Source organism: Nosocomiicoccus ampullae (assembly GCF_001696685.1).
GTDB classification, from domain to species: Bacteria; Bacillota; Bacilli; order Staphylococcales; family Salinicoccaceae; genus Nosocomiicoccus; species Nosocomiicoccus ampullae_A.
This window is the reverse complement of the sequence record NZ_MBFG01000022.1, coordinates 1-22,845: the sequence shown is the minus strand read 5'-3', so window position 1 is coordinate 22,845 and position 22,845 is coordinate 1. Positions and strand designations below refer to the sequence as shown.

Sequence of the window (22,845 nt, the reverse complement as noted above, 5' to 3'; positions counted from 1 at the left end):
ATATGAATATATGAATGAGGTGTATATATGAAAAAACTCGTTATATCATTATATGCTTTATATTTAATATTATTACTTATAAAACCTTATATCGATCCAATTATAGGTGAAATATAAACGAAAGTGACATAAGTTTGTTTTATCCAAATTATAGCATTTATATTCACAAAATAATATTAAACGATGTGCAAAAACAAACATTATAATTATCGAAAAAATTAAACTTAACCAAGCTATGATTGGTAATGAAACATATAAGATGTCTAAAGATTTAAAAGAACTTCACTTAATTACAAACGTAATAATTATTAAAGTTAAATTAAAAATTCTTATATTTTCAATTTGCTGTAATATAAATTATAGGAGAATATTAATGAGAATTAAAAATTTATTATTGTCATTAGTAGTGCTTGGATCTATTGGAGTTTCTATTCCCGCAGCAGTTGATGCAGCTGTAGAAAGTCCAACGTTTAATGGGGTAAAAATCAGTTGGGATCATGGTAGAAAATTTGGCGTTTTTAGTTATTCGACTGTGCAAACTGGAGTTTTTGATCATTCAGCTACGGCTAACTCTACTTTTTCCGGATGGAAAAAACCCGGTGTTAGAGCACATGCAGAACAATATGTAGGTACTAAAGCGGCAACAGCTTACTGGAATTGTAGATAATTTTTATTAAGGTGAGGTAAGATGAAGAATACACAATTCGTTGGAAAAATTAGATATCTCACTTTTTTATTAGTTGCCATTCAAGGGATACTACTTCTTTTGATGGCAACTTTTAATTTGGGACAATCTTACAATAATGCATGGAATGAGCTTCAATATTCACAAAATAAATATACTTTCTATATTAAAAACAATTCTATTAATAAAAAAGAAGAAATTCTTAATATATTTGATGAATACCCTGATCTTTTCATTATTACTTCAAAGATTAATAATGAGACTGAACATCAATTGTTTGGAATTATTGGAAGCAAAAATAACTTTCCTGAAGTTACTGCATTTGATCATACAGTGATTTCAAAAAATGACATTGAATTACTAACAGAAAACAGGAAAGAATTAGTAACGATTGGTGCTTTCAATGGTTCTATCTATAGTGTTAAGAATGTTCCTGATATATTTTTTTCAAACAATCACTCTCTCGTAAATTTATCAGATTATATGGACATCACTAAAAGTGTAAATGGGGTATATACCGTATATGGAATTTCAAATGAATCAATAGAAAGAAATTTTCTAAAAGATTTATCACGGGTGACAAATCAATCTGTAGATTCATTAAAATTTGCAAATAGCGGAACAGAAAATGAGAGTGGATTAGTTCCTATAATCCTTTCTTGCTTAATAGTATTGACATTACTAACACAATTTACATTGTTTGTATCTATCGCAATTTCTAACCTTAAAAAATTTGGAAATTTAACGTTACTAGGGTGGACCAAAGCTACAATTTCAAAGCAAATATTTTCTCAATTCATAGTCTTTTCCATATTCTTAATCCCATTACTCGCTTTGACTTTCTGGCTGATAAGTGGATGGAAAGACGTCTCATTGAAAGTATTATCACAGTTTTTCTTAGTAGGAATTATTAATGTAGTACTAATATTAGTAATAATTTTAATATCTACCTTAGTTGTATTCTCAATTAAACCAGTCGATGCCATTAAAGGAAAGTTTCCTACTTTAGCACTCTATTTTATTGGTTCAACTGGCTATATATTACTCAGCTCATTACTAGTAGTTGGAAGTATATATTTAGATAGTCCAATGAAAGAAGTAACTAAAAATGTTGAAATTAGAGAACAATGGACGAGCGTATCAGAATATTACACATTAAGAGATGTGAATATTGGTAATGATATATCTACAGTTTCTGGACAATCTAACGAATTAAACCAAGATTTTTTTAATTGGTATAGATCAATTAGAAAAGATCCTTCTGTTTTTATTGCAACGACGGACTATATGAGTAAAGATATATTAAATTTCTATAGAGAAAATGAGATATATAAAAATGTACCAGACGAGGCTTTTTGGTATATGACATACTCTCCAAATTATTTACGAGAAATTGGTATTGAAGTAGATGATGCACTCATCAATGAGGCTGAGGCAGGAACTAAGGTTTTTCTTATTCCAGATACTCTCAGTAAAAAAGAAAAATCAAAAGTTGAAGCATTTTTAAAAGAAAGTGAATCTAGTGAATATAATGAAAGTGATATTCCTACTTCTTTTAACGAAAAAAATAAATTTAAATTTATTGATTTTAAGTATAATACCAAAGTGTTTAACTGGAGTCATGACCCCGAGCAAGATATCTTAACAAATAATCCGGTGATTTATATAATTACTCCAGAAAATATGGCTTTTAGACAGTCAGAAAGTTTGAGAAGCAATAATCTCAATAGCTTTATTAAATTTAAAGATAAGGATACAGCTGACAAATATACTTCAAAAGAATATTTGTCTAAGTATAATTTGTCTGATAATAAATTAACGTTTGTAAAGGTTGAAGAATATATCGATGGACTTCAAAAAGATTTAACGCAAACAATTTTATGGTTTTCTGGAGCAATTTTAGGAGCTTTATTACTTTCTATTCTATTACTCCTCTCTTTAGCATATGTTTATCGATTATCCAATAATGAAAAATTATATGTATCTAAATTTTTAGGATTTGATTTTCTTAAAATGTATACATTACCACTAATCAGCATCCTATTCATATGGACAATTAATATTATAGTTGTATCTTTATCTGGATCAAAGATAGGCATTATTCTAATCATTATTTATGGGATTATTCAGTTATCAATATTTTACTTTTACATGACGAAAAATGATACAAAGCAATTACTTTTATCAATTAAGGAGAAATAATTAATGAAAGCAGTTGAGATAAAAAATATTACAAAACAATTTGGAAGTAGAACGATTATTAATAATTTTTCTCTGGATATTGAAGCGGGGGAATTTGTAGCGATCATTGGAAAGTCTGGATGTGGTAAATCCACATTATTGAATATGATTGGCCTACTAGAAAGTGTCGATTTAGGAGAAATCAGAATAAATAATCAGAAGTTACCTGCGATAAACTCTAGAGCAGCCACACTAATGAGAAGGAATACGATTAATTATTTATTCCAATCGTATGCACTTATTTCTAATATGACCGTAAAAGATAATTTATTGATGGCGCTTCAGTACGTGAAAGAGCATCAAAATACAAAAATAGAATTAGTAAATAACGTTTTAAAGAAGCTTGAAATAGAAACTTTAATAAATGACGATGTAAATACTTTATCAGGTGGAGAACAACAAAGAGTTGCGGTGGCAAGAACGATATTAAAACCAGGGGATATTATATTAGCTGATGAACCAACAGGTTCACTCGATCCAAATTTAGCACATCTTTCTTTTAACCTTGTAAAAGATTTGAGAGATACGTATAAAAAAACAGTGGTTTTAGTCACTCATAATATGGAACAAGCACAACAAGCAGATAGAATAATTAATCTTAATGATTATTCTAATTCAATGAGCAATATTTAAAATTATAAATAATTATTCCTACTAATTTTAAAAAAGAGAGTTTTAGTTCTACGCCTAAAACTCTCTTTTACCGTTTCTATACTAAATCCAATCGCTCTTTATAGCACTTACGACATACAGGGACGTATTCTTCGTCACCGATTTGAATCGATTCACCGACATTTGTCGGAATATTATTATGTAATCTCATGTTTAATGTCGCTTTTTTATTGCAGAACTGACAAACTGTTTTTAATTCGTCAATAGCATCAGCGAGTTCCAGTAGTGTACGACTGCCTTCAAACAATTCATTTCTAAAATCTGTTTTTAAACCGAAAGCAATGACAGGAATATCGAGTAAGTCTGGAATATCGCTTAAATTATGAATGTCTTTTTTCGATAAAAATTGAGCTTCATCGATCAAAACTGCAAACACTTTTTCTTTCTCATTCTCTTTTTTAACTTTCTCAAAGATATCATCCGTTATATACTCTGCTTCGAGTTCTAAGCCGACTCTAGATTTTATTTTTTTATACCCACTTCTTGAATCAATCGGTGTTGTATACGCCAAGCATCTCTTACCTTGAGTCGTATATTGATGATGCGTCGTGATAATTTGATTACTTTTGTTACTTTGCATTGTCCCGTAACGAAAATAAAGTTTCGCCATAATAATCCCAACCTTTATATAATCAGCATCAATTTTAACATGAATTTCATATTTATATATTATAAATGTCTATTCTCGTGTAACATAATAATTGAATAGATAATGTTAGGAACGATTGTATGGAGCTATTTAAACAAGCAACAGAGTTTATAGAAATGATGTACGACGAGTTAAAGTTAGGCGATCCGGCAAATAGGTTAAGCGAGATTAAAAAAGAAATCGATGAGAAAAATCGTTACACGCATACGTCTAAAGAGTTAGAATACGGTGCGCGTGTGGCATGGCGTAATTCTAACCGTTGTATCGGTAGATTGTACTGGGAAAGTCTTGTCGTTAGAGATGAGAGACATATCGATAATGAAGCGGATTTTGTTAAATCGATTGAAACGCATATTAATGATGCGACAAACGGTGGTAAAATTGTACCGATGGTCTCAATCTATAGTAATGATATTACGCTATATAACGAACAACTTATACGTTATGCAGGATATGATAATGTCGGAGATCCGAGGTCGAGAGCAGCGACTAAACAAGCAGAAAAGGTCGGTTGGAAGAGTGAACCAGGTGACTTTAATGTGTTGCCTCTTTTATATAAAGTAGGTGATGGAGAGATTCATTATCATGAATACCGTGAAGGCCTTATTAAAGAAGTAGACATCGAACATCATCATTATCCAAAGTTAAAAGATTTAGGTCTTAAATGGTACGCGGTACCGATTATTAGTTGTATGGATTTAGAAATAGGTGGAATTTATTACCATACAACACCGTTTAATGGCTGGTATATGGAAACAGAAATCGCGGTTAGAAATTTTACCGATGATTATCGATATAACAAATTAGAAAGTATCGCTAAAGCACTAGAATTAGACATGTCGAAGACGACGACATATTGGAGAGACCGAGCGCTCGTAGAAATTAGCTACGCAGTTTATCACTCGTTTAGAGATAGTAAAGTAACGATGGTCGATCATATTACAGCATCTAAACAATTTAAAACATTTGAACGATTAGAACAAGAAGCGGGACGTACAGTAACAGGAAAGTGGAGCTGGCTCGCACCCCCGTTATCACCGTCTCTGACTCATAACTATCATTACGGATTTGATAACACAATGAGGTCACCAAATTTCTTATATCGAGAAAACAAATGCCCCATGCATTAAAAATATTTCTTAGGAAATAATGAGACTGTAGATAACTCTTAAGAGGTCTACAGTCTTTTTTGTTATCTTTATTTATTTACTAACGCTCCTGTTGAGGAGAGTCTATATTTTAATTCGACTTTTGAGATGGTTAAGCTATATGTTTTCTCTAAGTATTTAACCATTTTATTTAATGACATTGGATTCTTTGTATAGATATCTTTTAACACGTCACTTTTTGACTGAACGTTAAGATCGTTAGTGTAAATGATTGGTGAACTGAAGCTTTGAGGGTATATGTTTTGTCTCGTTGCTAAAATTCTCTCTAACGTATAATCATTTAAGTAATCGAACAACTCGTGTTTAAATCCATGTTTTTTTAAGAAGGGTAGTGTAAAGTATTTATGTTTCTTCGTAAATTGTTTCACTTCATAGATGAAACTATCCACCATCGGTTTGGAAATTCCAAGATTTATTAAGTAAGTATAGTGGATGAGTTCATTTGGGCTAAGTCTAAAGATAATTAAATCTCTTTCGAGTTTGTATGTCTCAGAGTACCATTGTTGTGCTTTAAAAATTTCACGCGTATCAGTTTCAAATACTTCTTTAGAGACAATCCACGCTTTAATTGCTTCATGTGCATTGTTAAACGTGTCTTTGTAAATAATGGCGCTACCTTTTGTCGTATAGCCAAGATTATGGAATAATTGCTTACTCGGAATGAGTTCTTTATTTGCAATTTCAGATAAATCAGCCATGACCTCAGAGACTAAATAAATCGGTTCAGTGAGACGTTTTTTCGCTTCTTTATAAAACGACTCACATTTAGGAATCGTATTATGGCAACGAATGATTCCGTCAAATATATAGTCGACGTGTTGATTAGAAATATACGTAAACATCGTATCTCTGTGTAACCCGTAGTCATTTTGTAAATGATCGAGGAGTTCGTTTAACGATCTACCGGTGAACTGACATACTTTATCTTCTATAAAATTTTGGTGGCTGCACCCGACTTGAATCGTACTAATTCTAATGATGGAAATGACGTCGTTAAATTTTGATAGACCGACTTTATTCATAAGGCTACCGAGTTCATATCCATTTATAAGACCGATCTTCGATAGCGTTTCTATATGATTATCGTAGACGAATTGTAAGCCGTAGCTCCCTTTTAACGTCGATAATATATCGTTAATGATGTTGATCGTGTCTTGAGTGATATTCGTGTCATAGTATCTAAATTGATGTTTGATACTCTTTACGACAGAATCTGAGTTGTCGATAATCGATTCGAATCTACGGATATCTGTTGGTTTAATATTTAGCACTGGATTTGTTGTTAACTCGTTCATATATAATTCGTAAAACGATTCGAGTGCAAACGATTGGTCTTTATATCGATATACTAAATCTTCAAAGAGATTCGTGCTCGATTGTGTCACGACGTTACCTTCACTGTTTATAAACATCTTTTCAAAATAGAGAAGGCGATCCAATTTATCTTTTGTTAATGTATGATCTTTAACGATTGCTTCGACGTCAGTTGAGAAATCATTAGTTTCAAATTTATTATATAAGTACGATATTACGTCATCATCTAATTGAAACACATACTGAAACGTATCACGAGGCATATTGTACTTTGTGATGTATTTACTGTATGAATTCTCTTTTAAGTAATGCGGAATAAAATTCGCATTGATACGAGAAACATAAGTCAGTACAGTCGTTCTTGACACGCCAGTACTCTTACCGATTTCACGAACACTGACATTGTCTAGGCGCATTAAATACGTGTCTTTATTTGGAAAATCAAATGCGAGAACGTCTTTTAAAGACCAACGTTTGACGTAGTATTTATCTTTAACTTTTACAATAATTTCGTCATCTGTTAAAGCTGCTAGAGTCTCATAAACTTTTTCTTTAGCATTCGAATAAAATTTGCTAGATGACTGAACTAATCGCTCGACATCTACGGACTGATCAATATCGTGTTCGACGAGTAATACGTATGAAATCACATCAATATATTTTTCCGAAAAAACGCTTTCAAATTCTTTTATAGCGACTTGAGCTTTCTTATATATGGACCCCGCACCACGTTTTAAGTGGTAGTCATATTGTTCTTTAGAGAGCTGTTTTAATTGATGAATAGTTTCAAAACCAGCATTTTTTAATGAGCGATGGACAGATGGTGTCATTCCGAAGCCTTTCAGTAAATCGATGTGCATTAAATCATCGACAGAAAGCGTGGCATTCTCTTCATATAACACGCTACAAATTCTTCGAATCTGAATATCTAAATCGCTATAGTTCGATAAAACACGTTTATTACTATATACGAAGTCAATCAATCTATACTCATCTTTAACGAGTGGTTTTACTGCGTTGAGTAGCTTTTTGTTATGTACGGATAACACAAATAATGAAATCGACACAAGAACTCCCTCCTTCATTATTTAAATAATTATGATTATTATATCACTTCATTTTAATAATGAAAGCGTTATTTTGTATAAAAGTAAAATAAAAAACTGTAATCTAGTGAGTGAATCACTAAATTACAGTTTTATGTTTATAAGTTACCCATTACTTTACGAATTTTAGGTCCTAAAATAATTAATATAACAGCAACGATAATTGCAAATGAACCTAAGTACATGAAGTACGCTTTCGTATCAATGAGGTCATATAATTTAACCATTTGTGCGTTCAGGCCTTGTGCCATTGCATTGGATAAGAACCAAACAGACATCATTTGTGATTGGAACGCTACAGGTGCAAGTCGTGTAGTAGTTGAAAGTCCGATTGGTGATACGAATAACTCACCAATTGTAACAAGGAAGAAGCTTAACACGAGCCATAATGGATGTATTAACCCTTCTGTACTTAAAGGAACAATCATAATTAAGTACGCTGCTCCGGCAAGTAATACGCCGACTGTAAACTTTGTAACAGTTGACGGGTTACGATCTCCAAGTTTCACCCATAGTCTAGAAATAATCGGTGCAAAAAATACGATGAATAACGGGTTTAATGACTGGAACCAAGCGGCTGGTATATTAAAGTCGATTAAACCATTTGTAATATTTGCTACGCTTAATTCTGTTTTAGTATCTGCAAATGCTGCAAGGACTGTCGCTCCTTGTTCTTGAATCATCCAGAATACAACAGATGCTAAAAAGAGCGGAATGTAAGCAAATAAATGCGAGCGCTCCTTCTTGGATACTTTTTTCGATAGGATCATTTTCGTAATTAAAATAGTCGGTAAAATGACACCTAAAAATGTAATGAAGTTAGCGAATGCACCAATTGTTAATGTATTCGTCATTAAAGAAATTGAAACAAATAGCACTATTGCAATGATTGTAACTGCTGCAATAATACCGAATTTTTTCTTTTCTTCAGCTTTTAATGGATCGGATGGTTTTAAGCCGAGATCGCCAAGGTTTTTCTTGTTTGTGATTACATAAGTTAATAACCCACAGAACATTCCGACAGCTGCAAGAGCAAATCCTGCATGGAAGCCGTATTTAACTTGTAATGTTCCAACGAGTAACGGTGAAATTAAACTACCTAAGTTAATGGACATATAAAATAATGTAAATCCACTGTCGACCCTCGGGTCGTCTTTTTCGTATAACATACCAACATTTGTAGATATATTTGGTTTTAATAATCCGGTACCAATAATGAGTAGAAGTAATGCAATCATTAAAACAGTAAAGTTATTTGGCAGTGCGAGTAAGATGTGACCAAGCATGATGAGTATTCCACCATAAAAAATCGAATGGCGAATACCAAATACTCTATCTGCGAGCCATCCTCCGATAATACCACTCATGTAAATTAACGCACCGTAAATCGATACGATTTGTAACGCAGTAGACTGTTCAAGTCCGAAACCGCCTTTTGTTACTGAGTAGTATAAGTAGTAGGCTAGAATCGCTTTCATACCATAGTAACTAAAACGTTCCCAAAATTCAGTAAAGAATAATGTAGATAACCCTCTCGGTTGACCAAAGAATCCTTTATCTGGAATTGACTGCTTGCTTGAATTATTGTCAGTCATATAAAATCCCCTTTGATTAAATTAAAAAATCAATATTAGCTAGTGTAACACAATTTTAAATATTTCGTAGAAATAAAAACGAGAAGCTTAAATAAAGCTTCTCTTTAAAAGTAAAAATTAAACTAATTTTTTATATGCGCCAATTGCTGCTGACATATCGTAGTATGATGCACCGACTGATTTGAAGATTGTAATGTCTTTTTCATCTCTTTCAAATTCTTGATCTAATGCATCGTTTAAACCGATTGCTTTTTCCCACTTAAAGTCACCAGTTTTAACAGCGTGAATGAATTCACCTGCTTCTTCGATTACACCGTCGACGTCGTCGAATATGACGTGGCGTGCACGTTTAATTGAGTCGGTATGAATTTCACGCATCTCTGGCATATATGATCCGAGACCATTAATGTGTGCGCCGTCTTTTACATGTTCGTCTTCAAATACTGCTTCAGTAGAGTTTGTTGCGGTATTGATGATATCTGAAGCGCGTGTTACGTCGTTTACGTTCTCACATATTTCGATATCTGCTTTTACACCATGTGCTTCAAGACGTGCTTTAAAGTCATCACATTTACTTAACGTACGGTTAAATAGGCGAATCGTTTTAATATCACGCACTTCAAGTACACCGAGTGCTTGCTCAAACGCCATACCGCCAGTTCCAATGATACCTAATTCTTTTGCATCTTTTTTAGCGAGTAAGTCTGTAGCGATACCTGTCATTGCACCAGTACGTAATCGTGTTAAATAACTCGCACTGAGTACTGCGACGTTTTCACCGTGCTCGAGTTCTGTGAGTACAGTAACTGCTTGAGTCGCAGGGTAGCCGTCTTTAGCATTGTCCGGGTAAATTGAGATAATTTTCACTGCTGAAAATTTCTCTTTATTATCAACACAAGGCATGTAAAGCATTACTTTATCGCCTTCAACAGGAATTACAGTACGCTGTTCCATTTTAATGAGGCCTTCATTTAAAGTCTGTAAAGTGCTGTACGTATCCTTAATAGCTTCATCCATCTTATAAACTTGTTCGATTTCTTGATCGTTAAAAGTTTTCACTTAAAACCCTCCGTAAATTAAACTTCTTCTGTAGTTAATTTGCTTTTTTCAACTTGTGGCTTATGTTTAATTTGTAACACACTGACTTAAATTAATAAAGCGTGCTGAACGTTTTGTTCAACACGCTTTTAGTATTTTAGATTAAACCAATCCATTTCCAGTATGTTGCACTGAATAGGAATATTAAGAGTAACCCGATAATTGTTAGTGGGACACCTGCTTTAAAGTATTGTTTAACAGTAAATGTTTCTGTACCGTATGCGAGCATTCCTTGTGGTGAACTGATTGGTAGTAGGAATCCAAAGCTGATTACAAATTGTTGAATTAATACGAAACCTATTGCTTGGTCACCTAAGTCTAATGTCGCTGTAAGTGATATAAATACTGGAATTAGCGCCGCTGCTAAACTTGTCGCACTCGCAAATCCTAAGTGGATGAGTACGTTAAAGATTGATACGATGATGATCGTTGCAAGAATCGGCATTGAGTCTAATCCAAGTGATCCGAATGTTTTATCACTTAACCACTGCGCGCCACCTGTGTTTAGTAGTAAACTACCGAGTGAGATACCCGCACCGAACACGATTACTGTACCCCATGGGATATATTTGACAGCGTCTTCCCATTTGATGACGCCAATTTTAGGCATTAACATAATTGCAATCGCAATTAAAGTTAACGATGAAGAATCGATCGGGTGGAGTACTTTTTCAGTTGCCCATCCGAGAAGTAGTAATACTGAGATGATGATTAAACGCCACTCACGTCCAGAAATTTTACCCATGTCATCGAGCTGTTGTTTAATCATTTCAGAACCACCAGGTACTTCATCGTACTCAGGTTTCATGACTTTCATCATGACAAAGTAAAGGACTATAGACATTAAGATCGACCACGGAGCTGCGTATAAGAACCATTCACCCCATGAAATGTCGACGCCCATCGTGTCGCTAATAAAGTTTACTGCAACTAAGTTTTGCGCTGCTGCAGTTTTAATACCGATGTTCCAAATAGATACGGCTTGTACTGCAGTGATGACGAGTAAACCTGCGAGTTTACTATCTTTTGAAATATTAAACGCTGTAATCATACCGATTAAAATCGGAATGACTGCTCCAGCACGCGCTGTTGCAGATGGAACGAAGAACGCTAAAATAATCGCAACGATAATACTACCGATGACGATACGTGACGTCTTATTACCAACGAGCGATAAGACGACGAGTGCTAAACGTTTGTGTAAATTTGTCGCTTGCATTGCTGCAGCTAAAAATAGTGCTGCTGCTACAAGGACAAGTGCAGATGAAGAATACCCACTAAACGCCAGTGATAGAGAGTTTTTCGTACCTACTAAGTCACTACCTGACGCTGCTCCTTTTGTTAAATAATCTCCTAATTCACCTGCTGGGCTAAACCCGATGAGTAATATAATCAGTGCGAGAATCATTACTGAAGATGTCGGATAAGATACCGCTTCAGTCACCCACATAATGACAGCAAACGCTAAAATCGCAAGCGCCATATGTGCAACGACTGGTAAACCGTCTGGTGTCGGCATAAGTAATATAGCAAATAATACGACGAATGCTACAACCGTCCAAACGATGTTCAGAGAACGTTTTTTATTTTGTGTTTGATCGTTTTCACGACTCATCAAACCATCCCTTTCTATACTATTAAATCAAATAATAGTCTCACTCTTATTATAAAGGCTATCTATGTGAAAATAAGCGCAAACTATGACGATATTGTTATATTTTTAATCGTCATTACATATATAGACGTTTTTCATCGATATTAATCTAAAAAAGCTAGATTTATAGCACTTTCTAAAAGAAATCGAGTGGACAAATAATCGTTTAAATTGCACAATTAAAGTAATCATATGTGAAACGGAGATAATAACATGAAACGACCTGTATTTATAGGGCTTGCGATATTATTTGTAGCATTTATCGTGGTTGCAGGTTTTAAGATCGCAAACCACCAAAAGTATGCAAATGTGTACGAAGAAATATATTCGATTTCGAAAACGAAGTACGCATCTTCATCGACTGTGTTCGATAAAGAAAAAGACGCGATTGAAACAAAGTATGAAAATGTTAAAGAAATCGATGAAATGCGCGTGAAATATAATTTTTCAGATGTAGATGGTGGATTTGTCGTCGAATTGTTTGATGGGGATAGTGTGTATACCGTGCGTTATAATGCTTCAGATAAAGTGCTGTACGAATCATTTTCTGGTGATGAAAGTAAAGAAGCGGAGCTAAAGGAAGTATTTAAACGTAAGTTTTTAGAAGACTGGTTTAATACACGTGCGAGTCGATTTAGTATGGATAATTTAGGAGACGTTGAAGTCATAAACGAATAAAAAACGGGTAATGAGTCATTTTCCATGTTTCTCATACCCGCTTCTCGTTAATTTTTTTCGTATATCTCTTTTGTTAAATGGGAAAGTTAAACCGATTAATGTTTCGCTTTCTGTATCGCTATTAAGTGCTTGCTTCATATACGATTTACCGACTAAATATTCCCCGTCTCTATAATAATTTGAATTAAAACCTTCAACTGTATCAAAACTCTTTACGCCATCGAGCAGCTCTTTTCGAAGGCGTTTTTTTCTGTTACTAAGTTCTGAAGTTTTAATATGTCCTTCTTTAGTCGTAAAGATTTTAGTTTTCTCGATCGATATTGGTTGATTATCTTTGTATGTAATTTTGACGATAGATGACGTATTGTGGACGTTATCGATATTTTTATAAATCTCTTCGTTATCGTCTAGAGTTGTTAAACTCTCTTCTATGAGTAGATACGCTTTTGTATCACGATGAGATTTTTTAAAACGATTGTCAAACCAAATGGAAATAAAAACAATAAATACCAAAAGTAATACGATAAATATCCAACCATTAAGCGTAGTAGGCATCGATAGCTGATTGTAAAGCATAAGTCACCTTCTTCTATGTAGTCGTTAATACTTTACACACATTTACTAAAAAAGAAACATAAAAAATCACTTTACTTTTTGTAATCGCTTACTTATATTTAAAGTATCTTTACTTTAAGGAGGTTGTATTGTGAAGGAGAAAAAAGAAAAGTGGTATAAACGTCTGGAAATGCCAGATGCATTCGTCATTATATTTAGTATCGTACTACTCGCGGCTGTTTTATCTTACTTAATACCAGCTGGGACATTTGTACGTGAAGAGGTTGACGGAGTAACGCGTGTCATTCCAGGAAGTTATACGTATGTAGAATCTAACCCTGCGAATGTATTGGATTTATTTGTTTCGATACAAAAAGGGATGATCGATACTGCGAATATTATATTTTTAATTTTGATAGTCGGTGGAATCGTTAAGATTATTGAATATACTGGTGCGATTGATGCCGGAATAAACGTCCTAATTCAAAAGACAAAGGGCCGTTATATGGTTTTAATTACTCTCGTTGCCTTAACGTTTGGTATTTTAGCATCTATGGGACTCGTAGCGAACGCGGTAATCGCATTTGTACCGATTGGTATTGCGTTAGCTCGAAACTTGAAGCTCGACGCGATCATTGGAGTATCGATGATTTACCTCGGCTATTATGCCGGGATGGTTGCAGGTATTTTTGACCCAGTTGTATTAGTGTTCGCACAAACGATAGCAGAACTTCCACTATTTTCTGGTATGACATTACGTGTATTTATATTTATCGGTATGATTTTATCGGTCATTATATTTACAAATCGTTACGCGAAAAAAGTAAAAAATGATCCGTCAAAATCTATATTAGGTAATCGACCATTTAATGACGATGAAGGAATCACAAATATTGAACCTCCGAAATTTACTGTATTACACGGAATTAACTTACTCATTTTCGTCGGATATCTCGGGTTTTTCATCTGGGGAGCATTTACGAGAAGTTGGGGAATTAATGAGTTAGTTGGTGTATTTTTAATGATGGGCTTTACAGTTGGATTTGTGTCACGTATTTCGCCTAACAAATTCGTTAAAATATTTATTGAAGGTGCGCGTGGTATTACATACGGTGCTTTAGTCGTTGGTCTCGCGCGTGCGGTCGTTATTATATTAGAAAACAGTCAAATTCTTGATACGATTGTAAATGCAACGCTCGTACCGTTACAAGCAATGCCGACATATCTAGGTGGACTGATGTTATTTGTTTTTAACTTACTGTTTAACTTCCTCGTAACGTCCGGTACAGGACAAGCGGCAATCGTTATGCCATTAATGGTTCCGATTACGGATGTCATTGGGATTACAAGACAAACAGGTGTATTAGCATTTATACTCGGTGACGGTATTACAAATATCGTGGCACCAACGTCTGGTGTACTTATGGCAGTACTTGCGGTTGGTGGCGTGAAGTGGACGGACTGGCTGAAATTTGTTTGGCCAATTTTACTTTCATGGATTGTCATTGGAACGCTTGCGCTTCTATATGCGCTCGTTACAGGATACGGACCATACTAATATCGTTTGCTTAAGGATAAAAATAACTTTACACTTATGACACAAAACAATTTAAGGTGGTTTTGAAATGAAAAAGTTATTTTCTATATTTTTATCTTTAGCAGTTTTAGTCACACTTGCTGCTTGTAGTAATGATGATAACAGTGAGGAAGTAAAAAGCGCAAAACAACAAGAACCAGTTGAAAATAAAGAAGAGACTAGCGAACCTAAAGAAGAGGAAAGTGAAACTAAAGAAGAGACTGTCACATACGAGAAAGAAGAGCAGGGTATTTTAGTGACGGTTGATTTAATTCATAAAGGTGAGGAACTCATCCGCCAAGTTACGACAACAAAAGCAGATTACGAAGCCATTAACGTTTCTAATAAAGATGAGGCAAAGCAAAGATTTGAAGACATCGATGCTTTTGAAGCGTATGAAGGTGAAGAAGGTTTAAATTACGATGTAGAATTTAAAGACGATCATTTCATAGAAACGATCGAGGTCGAGTATTCAAAAATAAGTCCAGAAAAGTTAAATGAATTAGTACGTCCAGCAGAAGATAACAAGACTGGTGAAATACAAAAAATAAGCCTTGATTTAACGATTAAGGAACTCGAACAAGCAGGATTTAAACTTAAGGAAAAATAAATTTGTTGACAAGATTTATATAACATCATACAATTAGTTCGAATTCGAAATAATTATAAGGAGTGACATTTTATGACGAGACAAAGCGATGCTTTAAAAACATTCGTTGCACTTAAACGTACGACAGATAATTTTTTTAAGCGCGTTAAAGCAGATATAAAATGTCACGGCCTGACTGTGAATGAATTTGCGGTACTTGAAGTGTTATATAACAAAGGGCCACAACCCATTCAACAAATAAAAGAAAAAATTCTCATCGCGAGTAGTTCAACGACGTATGTGATCGATAGTTTAGAAAAACGTAATTATGTCGTTCGTACACAAGATCCATCGGATAAGCGTACGTATTATGCGAGTTTGACTGAAAAGGGATATCAGTTGATTGATTCGGTGTTTCCAAGTCATGCTCAAATGATTGAATCATGCTTTCAAGATTTAGATGATGCGTCGTTAACTCAGCTTAGAGAATCATTAAAAACAGTTTCAACTCGAGTATCTAAATGATACCGAGTTTGTTTTTAAGTTATATTTCGAATTCGAAATAATGTAGGAGGTAAAACTATGGAAAACAAACTTCTAGGACTCCACCACGTAACGGCAATGACAAAAGATGCGATAGAAAATTATAAGTTTTTCACTGAAATTTTAGGCATGCGACTCGTGAAAAAGACAGTCAATCAAGATGATATTTATACGTACCATACATTTTTTGCAGATGATGTTGGGAATGCAGGTACGGATATGACATTTTTTGATTTCCCAAATCAAGTTAAAGGTAAAAAAGGCACAAACTCTCTCTATAGAACGTCATTTCGCGTACCAAGTGACGCGGCAATTGAATATTACAAAAAACGTTTTGAAACATTTAATGTCACACACGAAGAAATCACTGAATTTAATGGGCATAAAGTTTTACGCTTTGAAGATGATGATGAGCAATACTATCAACTTATATCTGACGAAGATAACAGAGGTGTTCAAGCAGGAATTCCGTGGGAAAATGGACCTGTGCCAAAAGAATACGCGATATACGGTCTAGGTCCAATGGTAATTAAAGTCAGTTATTATGATGCGTTTATTGACATGTTACAAAATGTGTACGACATGGAAGTTGTATCTAAGAATGACACGTATACTATTTTAACGATGGGTGAAGGCGGTAATGGAGCTGAATTGCACGTGTTCCACGATGAAAAGAGTGAAGACTCTAAACAAGGTTATGGAGAAATTCACCATGTGGCATTTCGCGTAAAAGATGATGAAGCATTGAATAACTGGGTTCAGCGCTATAAAGAACACCGTGTGCCTAACTCAGGAATCATCGATCGATTTTATTTTAAAGCGTTATACGCAAGAATTGGTCATATTCTCTTTGAAATCTCAACAGATGGACCAGGATTTATGACCGATGAACCATACGAAACACTCGGTGAATCATTAGCATTGCCGCCAGCTTTAGAACATAGACGTGAAGATATCGAAACGAGAGTTCGTCCGTTTGACACTTCAAGGAAGTAGGTGAATGTTATGCACTATATATTTAACAAGGGCCAAAAAGGTAAACCGATATTCTTGCTTCTACATGGAACAGGATCAGACGAAAGAGGACTGTTACCACTCGCAAACATGTTAGATGATTCATATGGCGTGTTATCTGTTAGAGGAAATGTTCAAGAAAATGGCATGAACCGATATTTTAAACGTCTTGGTTTCGGTCAGTATGACTTGGAAGATTTAAATTATAGAGGGCAAGAATTGCTTGATTTTCTACAAAAGATATCGGAATCTGAAGAGTTCGATATACAGGATCTAATTCCGGTTGGATTTTCAAATGGCGCAAATATCGCAATTCACTTACTACTACGTGAAGATGTTGATTTTAAGCGGTCAATACTATTCGCACCACTATATCCGTTAGAACTAACAGATAACAGTAAAGATATGTCCGACTTAAAAGTATTCTTATCAGTCGGGGATAACGATCCAATGGTGACACTAGAAGATAACGAATATGTAGAACAACTTTTTACTTCACGTGGAGCAAAAGTAACAACAGTTCATGTAAATGGACATGAAATTACAACTGATGCAGTTGAGAAAGCAAAAACATGGTTATTAAATCATTAAATTTATAAGGAAGAAGGAATTAAAATGACAACATTTAAATTAGACAAATCACACAGCTCAGTAGAATTTTCTGTAAAACATATGATGGTATCTACAGTGAAAGGTAGATTCACAGAATTTGATGGAGAAATTTCAGGTGATCTTGAAGACTTAAGCACATTACAAGTTAAAGGAATTGCGTATGTAGATTCAATCGAAACTAAAAATGCAGATCGTGATAATCATTTAAGATCAGCAGACTTTTTCGATGTAGAAAAATTCCCTGAAATAGAATTCGTCTCAAAATCAGTGACGGACAATACGATTACAGGTGATTTAAAAATTAAAGATGAAGTTCATGAGGAAACTTTTGAATTTGAACATAACGGCGTACACAAAAACCCATTTACAGACTCTTATGTTACAGGAGTTATTTTAAGAGGTACGATCAATCGTGAAAAATATGGACTTACTTGGAACCAAGCGTTAGAAGCAGGAGGCGTCATGGTAGGTAAAGACGTCAAAATTGAAATCGGTGCAGAATTCGAAATCACAGAATAATTTATAAAATTTTCAGAAAACATGTTGACATTCGTTTTTCAATGAATTAAAGTTATATCCAACAATTTAATTTATCTTATCCAGAGAGGTGGAGGGACTGGCCCTTTGAAGCCTCGGCAGCGAGCATTTTATATGTGTTGTGCCAATTCCAGTAGCGTTTAGCTAGTAGATAAGAATAGTGCGGCCCTATTTTTATCTATATAAAAATAGGGTTTTTTATTTTGTAATATACGTTGGAAGGTGAATTTTGTGATTCAAATTGAAAATGTCTCAAAGACATTTAATCGTAAAGGTGTAACAACCGAAGCACTAAAAAACGTTTCACTGGATATTAAAGAAGGTGAAATATACGGCATTGTCGGCTTTAGTGGCGCTGGGAAAAGTACGTTACTCCGTACGATCAACCACTTAACGACGCCGACAAGTGGCGAAGTCATCGTAGATGGTAAGCATTTAAAGAAAGCGAATAGTAAAGAAATTCGCGAGATTAAAAAAGATATCGGCATGATATTCCAACATTTTAACTTGCTGAATTCAAAAACAGTATTTAAAAACGTGGCAATGCCGCTAATTTTATCTGGCACACCGAAAGAAGAAATTGAAAAAAGAGTGAACGAACTCCTTGATTTCGTCGGTTTAAAGGATAAAGCACAGAACTACCCAGATGAATTGTCGGGTGGTCAAAAACAACGTATCGGAATCGCAAGAGCACTCGCAACACAACCTAAAATTTTACTCTGTGACGAAGCGACGAGTGCTTTGGACCCTGAAACGACAGCATCAATTTTATCTTTACTCAAAAGAGTAAATGAAGAATATAACATTACGATTTTACTCATCACGCACGAAATGAGTGTCGTAAGAGAAATCTGTGACAAAGTTGCGATTATGGAAAACGGTGAAGTGATAGAGTCTGGTAGCGTGTTTGATATTTTTTCAAATCCAAGTACGAGAACGGGTGTTAAATTCGTAAATACAGTCATGCATAGTGAAGTTCCGGACTTTGTACTTAGACTATTAAGCGACGATATAAAGCGTCATATTTATCGACTCAATTTCATTGCAGATAGTGCAGGGCAACCGGTACTCAGTCAATTGTCAAAACGCTATGACGTTGAAGCGAGCGTGTTGTTTGGAAATATTACAGAACTTCAACGTACACCATTTGGTAATCTAATTGTCGAATTTATCGGTGAAGCCGAGGAAATTGAAAAGGTTAAAGCCTTTTTAACAGAACAAGAGGTCTTATATAGTGAGGTGACAAGAAATGCTAGTGAGTACTGATCGAATTTTAAGTGCACTCGTTGAAACACTTCAAATGGTGACGATATCGTTTGTCTTTAGTATTTTACTTGGGATTCCACTTGGGGTGCTATTATACGTCACAAGGAATGGTGGAATTTTAGAAGAAAAAATAACATTCACTATACTTAGTTTCGTTATTAACATTTTAAGATCAATACCATTTATCATCTTACTCGTTGCAATTATACCGTTTACGAGACTCATCGTCGGAAGCTCAATTGGAACGGCGGCTGCGATTGTACCGATGGTCGTCTATGCAGGACCATATGTTGCAAGGCTCGTAGAATCATCGCTACTAGAAGTAGATGACGGTGTGCTTGAAGCGGCAGATGCGATGGGCGCAACGCCTCTACAAACCATCTTTAGATTCGTTATCCCGGAAGCGTTAGGTTCACTCATCTTAAACTTCACAATCGCTACGATCGGTTTAGTCGGAGCATCAGCGATGGCTGGAACTGTTGGTGGTGGAGGAATTGGAGACTTAGCCATTACTTACGGTTATCAAAGATTTGATGGTATGACGATGTTAGTCACAGTAGTTATCCTCGTCGTTTTAGTTCAAGGATTACAGTCACTTGGAAATGGATTATCAAGAATAGTTAGAAGAAAGTAAAAATTAAAAGGGGAAATTTTATAATGAATAAATTACATGTATTATTTTTAGCACTTATATCTATTGTTGTCCTTAGCGCATGTGGTAATAACGAAAAAGTGAAAATTGGAGTTAGTGGTACAGATACGACAGTTTGGGATTTTGTCGCTGAAAAAGCGAAAAAAGAAGGTATTGATATTGAAATCGTATCGTTTAATGACTACGTTCAACCAAACACTGCACTTGCTGACGGTGATATCGATGCGAACGCATTCCAAACAGTCGCTTACTTCGATGAGTTTATTAAAGAAAGAGATTTAGACTTAGTACCGATCGCAACGACTAACTTAGCACCAATGGGAATTTACTCTAACAAAATCAAAGATTTAAGTGAGTTAAAAGAAGGAGACACAGTTGCGGTACCAAACGACGTTTCAAACCAAGGGCGTGCGTTAATGCTTTTAGAAGAAGCGGGAGTTATTAAATTAGTAGATAACTATAACGGCTTAGATTCAATTGAAGATGCGGTTGTTGAAAACAAGAAAAACATCGTATTTAAAGAAGTCGCACCAGCACAAATCCCGAGAACATTAGATGACGTAGCAGCTGGAGCAATCAACAACGGAATCGCTCGTGACGCAGGATTCGATATTCAAAACGATTCAATTTTCTTAGAAGACGACACAGCGACGCCTTACGTTAACATTATCGCAGTCCGCGCTGAAGATAAAGATAACGAAACACTGAATAGAATTGCTGAACTTTACCAAGAAGATGATACGAAACAACTAATCTTAGATACTTATGGTGGTGCGTTAATTCCAACGTTCATTCCACTTGAAGATATTGGTTGGTAATAGAAAAATCCACTTTTAAAATGATGTGTTACCCAAGTTGTACTATTTGGTATTATACTGATTTTAAGGTATGTCTCTTGAAGAATTCAGGAGACATACTTTTAATTTGAGCTAAATTCTATATTTTTATAATAATCGATGCATTCAATTAGAAGCTTATGCGCCCTCTTATGACAGTATGAAAGAAGATCTGTCGAAAGTAAGAGAATATTTAATTAATGATAGGAAGTTAAATCCAGACATTGTAAATACATTGATGATTAAAGGGTTTATCCGACAAGATGAGAGAAATAATGCCGTTTATACATGGGTGAATAATGGAGAAATTGTTGGTCATAATTCAGAGGAGAGTTATAAGAAAAAAGATGGTGGAAGATACAAGCATATAGCGAGTGGTGCAAATCAAAAATTTGGTTTCTCATTTAAGACAAGTCCAAACAAAGATATTAGAAATATTTACTTTTTTGAAAGCGAGGTTGATGCGATCAGCTATGCTTCACTCAATGGACTAACACCAAACTCAAAATATGTTTCAATGCGAGGTGTTAACAATCCAAGCATAATTTACCAACAAATTTTAGAAGTTGGTCAAAATACAGGAAAGATACCAAATGTAGTGTATGCAGTAGACAATGATGAAGCAGGATTAAAATTTAATCAAGATAAAATTGAAAATAATTTAGTTCACCGTGAACACGGAGAAATGCCGATATATTTTGCTGTGCCACCTAAAAAAGAAAATGTGAAAGATTGGAATGATGAATTAGTAAGAAGAAATGGTCACGCTTATCAAGAACATGAGAAAAATATTCCATTAAGTAAGAAACAATATTTACAAAATTACAGACATTTAGAGAGTAGTAGAGGTATGGAAATAGAATAATCAGTAAATATTGATAACAAAATTATTTTATATTATAATATATGTACATCTTCTTTTTTCTAATTCTTTTATAGAATTAGAGATGATATTTATTTACAATTATAAAGATCGGTGCATAACGCATCGATTTTTTTATATTCAAACACTACATATTGTTTTCTTTTATGAAATAAAAAGTAGACAGTATTACTCATCTGTTTACTTCTCATATAGAATTTAATTGTTATAATAATATAGTCGCCGTAACTTCCTGGCGAACATTTACCAGGAAGGAGGTGAAACACCATGGAATTAATTTTTGTTAACATCATTGCCCCTATTATTGTTGGGGGTATCGTTGCGTACTTTGCGTATTGGCTACGTAATCGCAATGATAAATAGGCGACAATAGCCAACACCATAAAAAAGCCCTCACTATTGCGAGTAGTGAGGGCTTTGGTGAAGCCATGGAACTAATTTTTGTTATTTATATTATACAATTTATATTAGTGACTTGCAATGTTCAAGCTATTCGACTTCTAAATTAAATATTTCCCCTTTTACGATATCTACCATTGTATCTATCATCTTCATATAACGTTAATTATTAAATTGTTTATTTAATTGATTCCCATCAATATCGATTTCTTTATTAGGTTTATAAAATATTTTTTGTTTCTAATTTTAAAAGTTATTAAGGCTTAGATAAAGTAATGTCATGACTACCTACATTACGTAATACAATATAATCAGGATTATTGTATTGAAAGGTCATACGTATTGACATAGTAGGTGAGGCTTCGAAGATTGATTTATGTCCTTTCATCTTTTTTACTCTTAAAGATCTTGGATAAGGTCGACCTTTTATCAATGCTTTAATTGCTTCATCAACTTCATCTTGAATATTTGAATCTAATTTATCGTATGCTCTTTTAAAGCGTTTTGTAATATCTAATTGGT

Annotated in this window: 23 protein-coding genes and 1 riboswitch; of the genes, 16 read left to right on the top strand and 7 right to left on the bottom strand. The window is 34.4% G+C overall.

The window, feature by feature from the left end; genetic code table 11:
- Positions 1 to 259: 259 nt before the first annotated feature.
- The 3 genes from BBS29_RS07695 to BBS29_RS07685 are packed head-to-tail and all read left to right on the top strand — an operon-like array spanning position 260 to position 3,559.
- Positions 260 to 667: a hypothetical protein gene (locus BBS29_RS07695; protein WP_143861281.1), complete on the top strand. Its 408-nt coding sequence runs from the start codon at positions 260 to 262 to the stop codon at positions 665 to 667.
- Between the two features lie 21 nt (positions 668 to 688).
- Entirely contained in the window at positions 689 to 2,887 is a 2,199-nt protein-coding gene (locus tag BBS29_RS07690; RefSeq protein ID WP_068130994.1) for an amino acid ABC transporter permease, read from the top strand.
- Between the two features lie 3 nt (positions 2,888 to 2,890).
- Positions 2,891 to 3,559, top strand: a complete 669-nt coding sequence (locus tag BBS29_RS07685; protein ID WP_068130991.1) for an ATP-binding cassette domain-containing protein — start codon at positions 2,891 to 2,893, stop codon at positions 3,557 to 3,559.
- A 76-nt stretch (positions 3,560 to 3,635) separates the two neighbouring features.
- Here the strand turns inward: BBS29_RS07685 and BBS29_RS07680 are convergent, their stop codons facing one another.
- Positions 3,636 to 4,208, bottom strand: a complete 573-nt coding sequence (locus BBS29_RS07680; protein ID WP_068130989.1) for a thymidine kinase — start codon at positions 4,206 to 4,208, stop codon at positions 3,636 to 3,638.
- 119 nt (positions 4,209 to 4,327) lie between these two features.
- Here BBS29_RS07680 and BBS29_RS07675 point away from each other — a divergent pair, with 119 nt between their 5' ends.
- Positions 4,328 to 5,377: a nitric oxide synthase oxygenase gene (locus BBS29_RS07675; protein ID WP_068130986.1), complete on the top strand. Its 1,050-nt coding sequence runs from the start codon at positions 4,328 to 4,330 to the stop codon at positions 5,375 to 5,377.
- A 68-nt stretch (positions 5,378 to 5,445) separates the two neighbouring features.
- Here the strand turns inward: BBS29_RS07675 and BBS29_RS07670 are convergent, their stop codons facing one another.
- The 4 genes from BBS29_RS07670 to BBS29_RS07655 all read right to left on the bottom strand — a co-directional run bounded on the left by BBS29_RS07670 (position 5,446) and on the right by BBS29_RS07655 (position 12,144).
- Positions 5,446 to 7,797 (bottom strand): hypothetical protein, encoded by a 2,352-nt coding sequence (locus BBS29_RS07670; RefSeq protein ID WP_068130984.1) that lies wholly within the window; start codon positions 7,795 to 7,797, stop codon positions 5,446 to 5,448.
- A 137-nt stretch (positions 7,798 to 7,934) separates the two neighbouring features.
- Positions 7,935 to 9,431 (bottom strand): peptide MFS transporter, encoded by a 1,497-nt coding sequence (locus BBS29_RS07665; protein ID WP_068130981.1) that lies wholly within the window; start codon positions 9,429 to 9,431, stop codon positions 7,935 to 7,937.
- Between the two features lie 117 nt (positions 9,432 to 9,548).
- On the bottom strand, positions 9,549 to 10,490 hold the full coding sequence (locus BBS29_RS07660) for an ornithine cyclodeaminase family protein (protein WP_068130978.1): 942 nt from the start codon (positions 10,488 to 10,490) through the stop codon (positions 9,549 to 9,551).
- Positions 10,491 to 10,626: 136 nt separating this feature from the next.
- Entirely contained in the window at positions 10,627 to 12,144 is a 1,518-nt protein-coding gene (locus BBS29_RS07655) for an SLC13 family permease (RefSeq protein WP_068130975.1), read from the bottom strand.
- 252 nt (positions 12,145 to 12,396) lie between these two features.
- On the opposite strand from BBS29_RS07655, the gene BBS29_RS07650 reads away from it, so the two are divergent.
- A complete protein-coding gene (locus BBS29_RS07650) occupies positions 12,397 to 12,861 on the top strand; it encodes a TipC family immunity protein (RefSeq protein ID WP_068130972.1) in 465 nt (154 codons plus the stop codon).
- Positions 12,862 to 12,876: 15 nt separating this feature from the next.
- On the opposite strand, the gene BBS29_RS07645 is transcribed toward BBS29_RS07650, so the two are convergent.
- Entirely contained in the window at positions 12,877 to 13,437 is a 561-nt protein-coding gene (locus BBS29_RS07645; RefSeq protein WP_143861280.1) for a hypothetical protein, read from the bottom strand.
- Positions 13,438 to 13,567: 130 nt separating this feature from the next.
- Between BBS29_RS07645 and BBS29_RS07640 the strand changes: the two genes are divergently transcribed.
- The 11 genes from BBS29_RS07640 to BBS29_RS08305 all read left to right on the top strand — a co-directional run bounded on the left by BBS29_RS07640 (position 13,568) and on the right by BBS29_RS08305 (position 22,287).
- Positions 13,568 to 14,974, top strand: a complete 1,407-nt coding sequence (locus BBS29_RS07640; RefSeq protein WP_210388785.1) for a YfcC family protein — start codon at positions 13,568 to 13,570, stop codon at positions 14,972 to 14,974.
- A 67-nt stretch (positions 14,975 to 15,041) separates the two neighbouring features.
- On the top strand, positions 15,042 to 15,602 hold the full coding sequence (locus tag BBS29_RS07635; RefSeq protein WP_068130964.1) for a DUF1307 domain-containing protein: 561 nt from the start codon (positions 15,042 to 15,044) through the stop codon (positions 15,600 to 15,602).
- Between the two features lie 72 nt (positions 15,603 to 15,674).
- On the top strand, positions 15,675 to 16,106 hold the full coding sequence (locus tag BBS29_RS07630; RefSeq protein WP_068130961.1) for a MarR family winged helix-turn-helix transcriptional regulator: 432 nt from the start codon (positions 15,675 to 15,677) through the stop codon (positions 16,104 to 16,106).
- 57 nt (positions 16,107 to 16,163) lie between these two features.
- On the top strand, positions 16,164 to 17,120 hold the full coding sequence (locus BBS29_RS07625; protein ID WP_068130958.1) for a ring-cleaving dioxygenase: 957 nt from the start codon (positions 16,164 to 16,166) through the stop codon (positions 17,118 to 17,120).
- Positions 17,121 to 17,129: 9 nt separating this feature from the next.
- Positions 17,130 to 17,729, top strand: a complete 600-nt coding sequence (locus BBS29_RS07620; protein WP_068130956.1) for an alpha/beta hydrolase — start codon at positions 17,130 to 17,132, stop codon at positions 17,727 to 17,729.
- 24 nt (positions 17,730 to 17,753) lie between these two features.
- Entirely contained in the window at positions 17,754 to 18,269 is a 516-nt protein-coding gene (locus tag BBS29_RS07615) for a YceI family protein (protein WP_068130953.1), read from the top strand.
- Between the two features lie 73 nt (positions 18,270 to 18,342).
- Positions 18,343 to 18,445, top strand: a riboswitch (SAM riboswitch).
- Positions 18,446 to 18,518: 73 nt separating this feature from the next.
- Positions 18,519 to 19,553, top strand: a complete 1,035-nt coding sequence (locus BBS29_RS07610) for a methionine ABC transporter ATP-binding protein (RefSeq protein WP_068130952.1) — start codon at positions 18,519 to 18,521, stop codon at positions 19,551 to 19,553.
- Positions 19,537 to 20,187 (top strand): methionine ABC transporter permease, encoded by a 651-nt coding sequence (locus BBS29_RS07605; protein WP_068130950.1) that lies wholly within the window; start codon positions 19,537 to 19,539, stop codon positions 20,185 to 20,187. Before BBS29_RS07610 ends, BBS29_RS07605 begins: the two co-directional genes overlap by 17 nt.
- A gap of 23 nt (positions 20,188 to 20,210) precedes the next feature.
- Positions 20,211 to 21,023 (top strand): MetQ/NlpA family ABC transporter substrate-binding protein, encoded by an 813-nt coding sequence (locus BBS29_RS07600; protein ID WP_068130946.1) that lies wholly within the window; start codon positions 20,211 to 20,213, stop codon positions 21,021 to 21,023.
- Positions 21,024 to 21,201: 178 nt separating this feature from the next.
- Positions 21,202 to 21,906 (top strand): DUF3991 domain-containing protein, encoded by a 705-nt coding sequence (locus tag BBS29_RS07595; RefSeq protein ID WP_068130942.1) that lies wholly within the window; start codon positions 21,202 to 21,204, stop codon positions 21,904 to 21,906.
- A gap of 285 nt (positions 21,907 to 22,191) precedes the next feature.
- A complete protein-coding gene (locus BBS29_RS08305; protein WP_143861279.1) occupies positions 22,192 to 22,287 on the top strand; it encodes a type I toxin-antitoxin system Fst family toxin in 96 nt (31 codons plus the stop codon).
- 292 nt (positions 22,288 to 22,579) lie between these two features.
- Here the strand turns inward: BBS29_RS08305 and BBS29_RS07590 are convergent.
- Positions 22,580 to 22,845 (bottom strand): cytotoxin (locus BBS29_RS07590; protein WP_306452482.1); only part of this gene is annotated, 266 nt, incomplete at its 5' end.

What these genes read in the sequence shown, in the direction of transcription:
- BBS29_RS07695 (WP_143861281.1), top strand. Translation starts at nt 260, where the DNA reads ATGTCTAAAGATTTAAAAGAACTTCACTTAATTACAAACGTAATAATT.
- BBS29_RS07690 (WP_068130994.1), top strand. Translation starts at nt 689, where the DNA reads ATGAAGAATACACAATTCGTTGGAAAAATTAGATATCTCACTTTTTTA.
- BBS29_RS07685 (WP_068130991.1), top strand. Translation starts at nt 2,891, where the DNA reads ATGAAAGCAGTTGAGATAAAAAATATTACAAAACAATTTGGAAGTAGA.
- BBS29_RS07680 (WP_068130989.1), bottom strand. Translation starts at nt 4,208, where the DNA reads ATGGCGAAACTTTATTTTCGTTACGGGACAATGCAAAGTAACAAAAGT.
- BBS29_RS07675 (WP_068130986.1), top strand. Translation starts at nt 4,328, where the DNA reads ATGGAGCTATTTAAACAAGCAACAGAGTTTATAGAAATGATGTACGAC.
- BBS29_RS07665 (WP_068130981.1), bottom strand. Translation starts at nt 9,431, where the DNA reads ATGACTGACAATAATTCAAGCAAGCAGTCAATTCCAGATAAAGGATTC.
- BBS29_RS07655 (WP_068130975.1), bottom strand. Translation starts at nt 12,144, where the DNA reads ATGAGTCGTGAAAACGATCAAACACAAAATAAAAAACGTTCTCTGAAC.
- BBS29_RS07650 (WP_068130972.1), top strand. Translation starts at nt 12,397, where the DNA reads ATGAAACGACCTGTATTTATAGGGCTTGCGATATTATTTGTAGCATTT.
- BBS29_RS07645 (WP_143861280.1), bottom strand. Translation starts at nt 13,437, where the DNA reads ATGCTTTACAATCAGCTATCGATGCCTACTACGCTTAATGGTTGGATA.
- BBS29_RS07635 (WP_068130964.1), top strand. Translation starts at nt 15,042, where the DNA reads ATGAAAAAGTTATTTTCTATATTTTTATCTTTAGCAGTTTTAGTCACA.
- BBS29_RS07630 (WP_068130961.1), top strand. Translation starts at nt 15,675, where the DNA reads ATGACGAGACAAAGCGATGCTTTAAAAACATTCGTTGCACTTAAACGT.
- BBS29_RS07625 (WP_068130958.1), top strand. Translation starts at nt 16,164, where the DNA reads ATGGAAAACAAACTTCTAGGACTCCACCACGTAACGGCAATGACAAAA.
- BBS29_RS07620 (WP_068130956.1), top strand. Translation starts at nt 17,130, where the DNA reads ATGCACTATATATTTAACAAGGGCCAAAAAGGTAAACCGATATTCTTG.
- BBS29_RS07615 (WP_068130953.1), top strand. Translation starts at nt 17,754, where the DNA reads ATGACAACATTTAAATTAGACAAATCACACAGCTCAGTAGAATTTTCT.
- BBS29_RS07605 (WP_068130950.1), top strand. Translation starts at nt 19,537, where the DNA reads ATGCTAGTGAGTACTGATCGAATTTTAAGTGCACTCGTTGAAACACTT.
- BBS29_RS07600 (WP_068130946.1), top strand. Translation starts at nt 20,211, where the DNA reads ATGAATAAATTACATGTATTATTTTTAGCACTTATATCTATTGTTGTC.
- BBS29_RS07595 (WP_068130942.1), top strand. Translation starts at nt 21,202, where the DNA reads ATGAAAGAAGATCTGTCGAAAGTAAGAGAATATTTAATTAATGATAGG.
- BBS29_RS08305 (WP_143861279.1), top strand. Translation starts at nt 22,192, where the DNA reads ATGGAATTAATTTTTGTTAACATCATTGCCCCTATTATTGTTGGGGGT.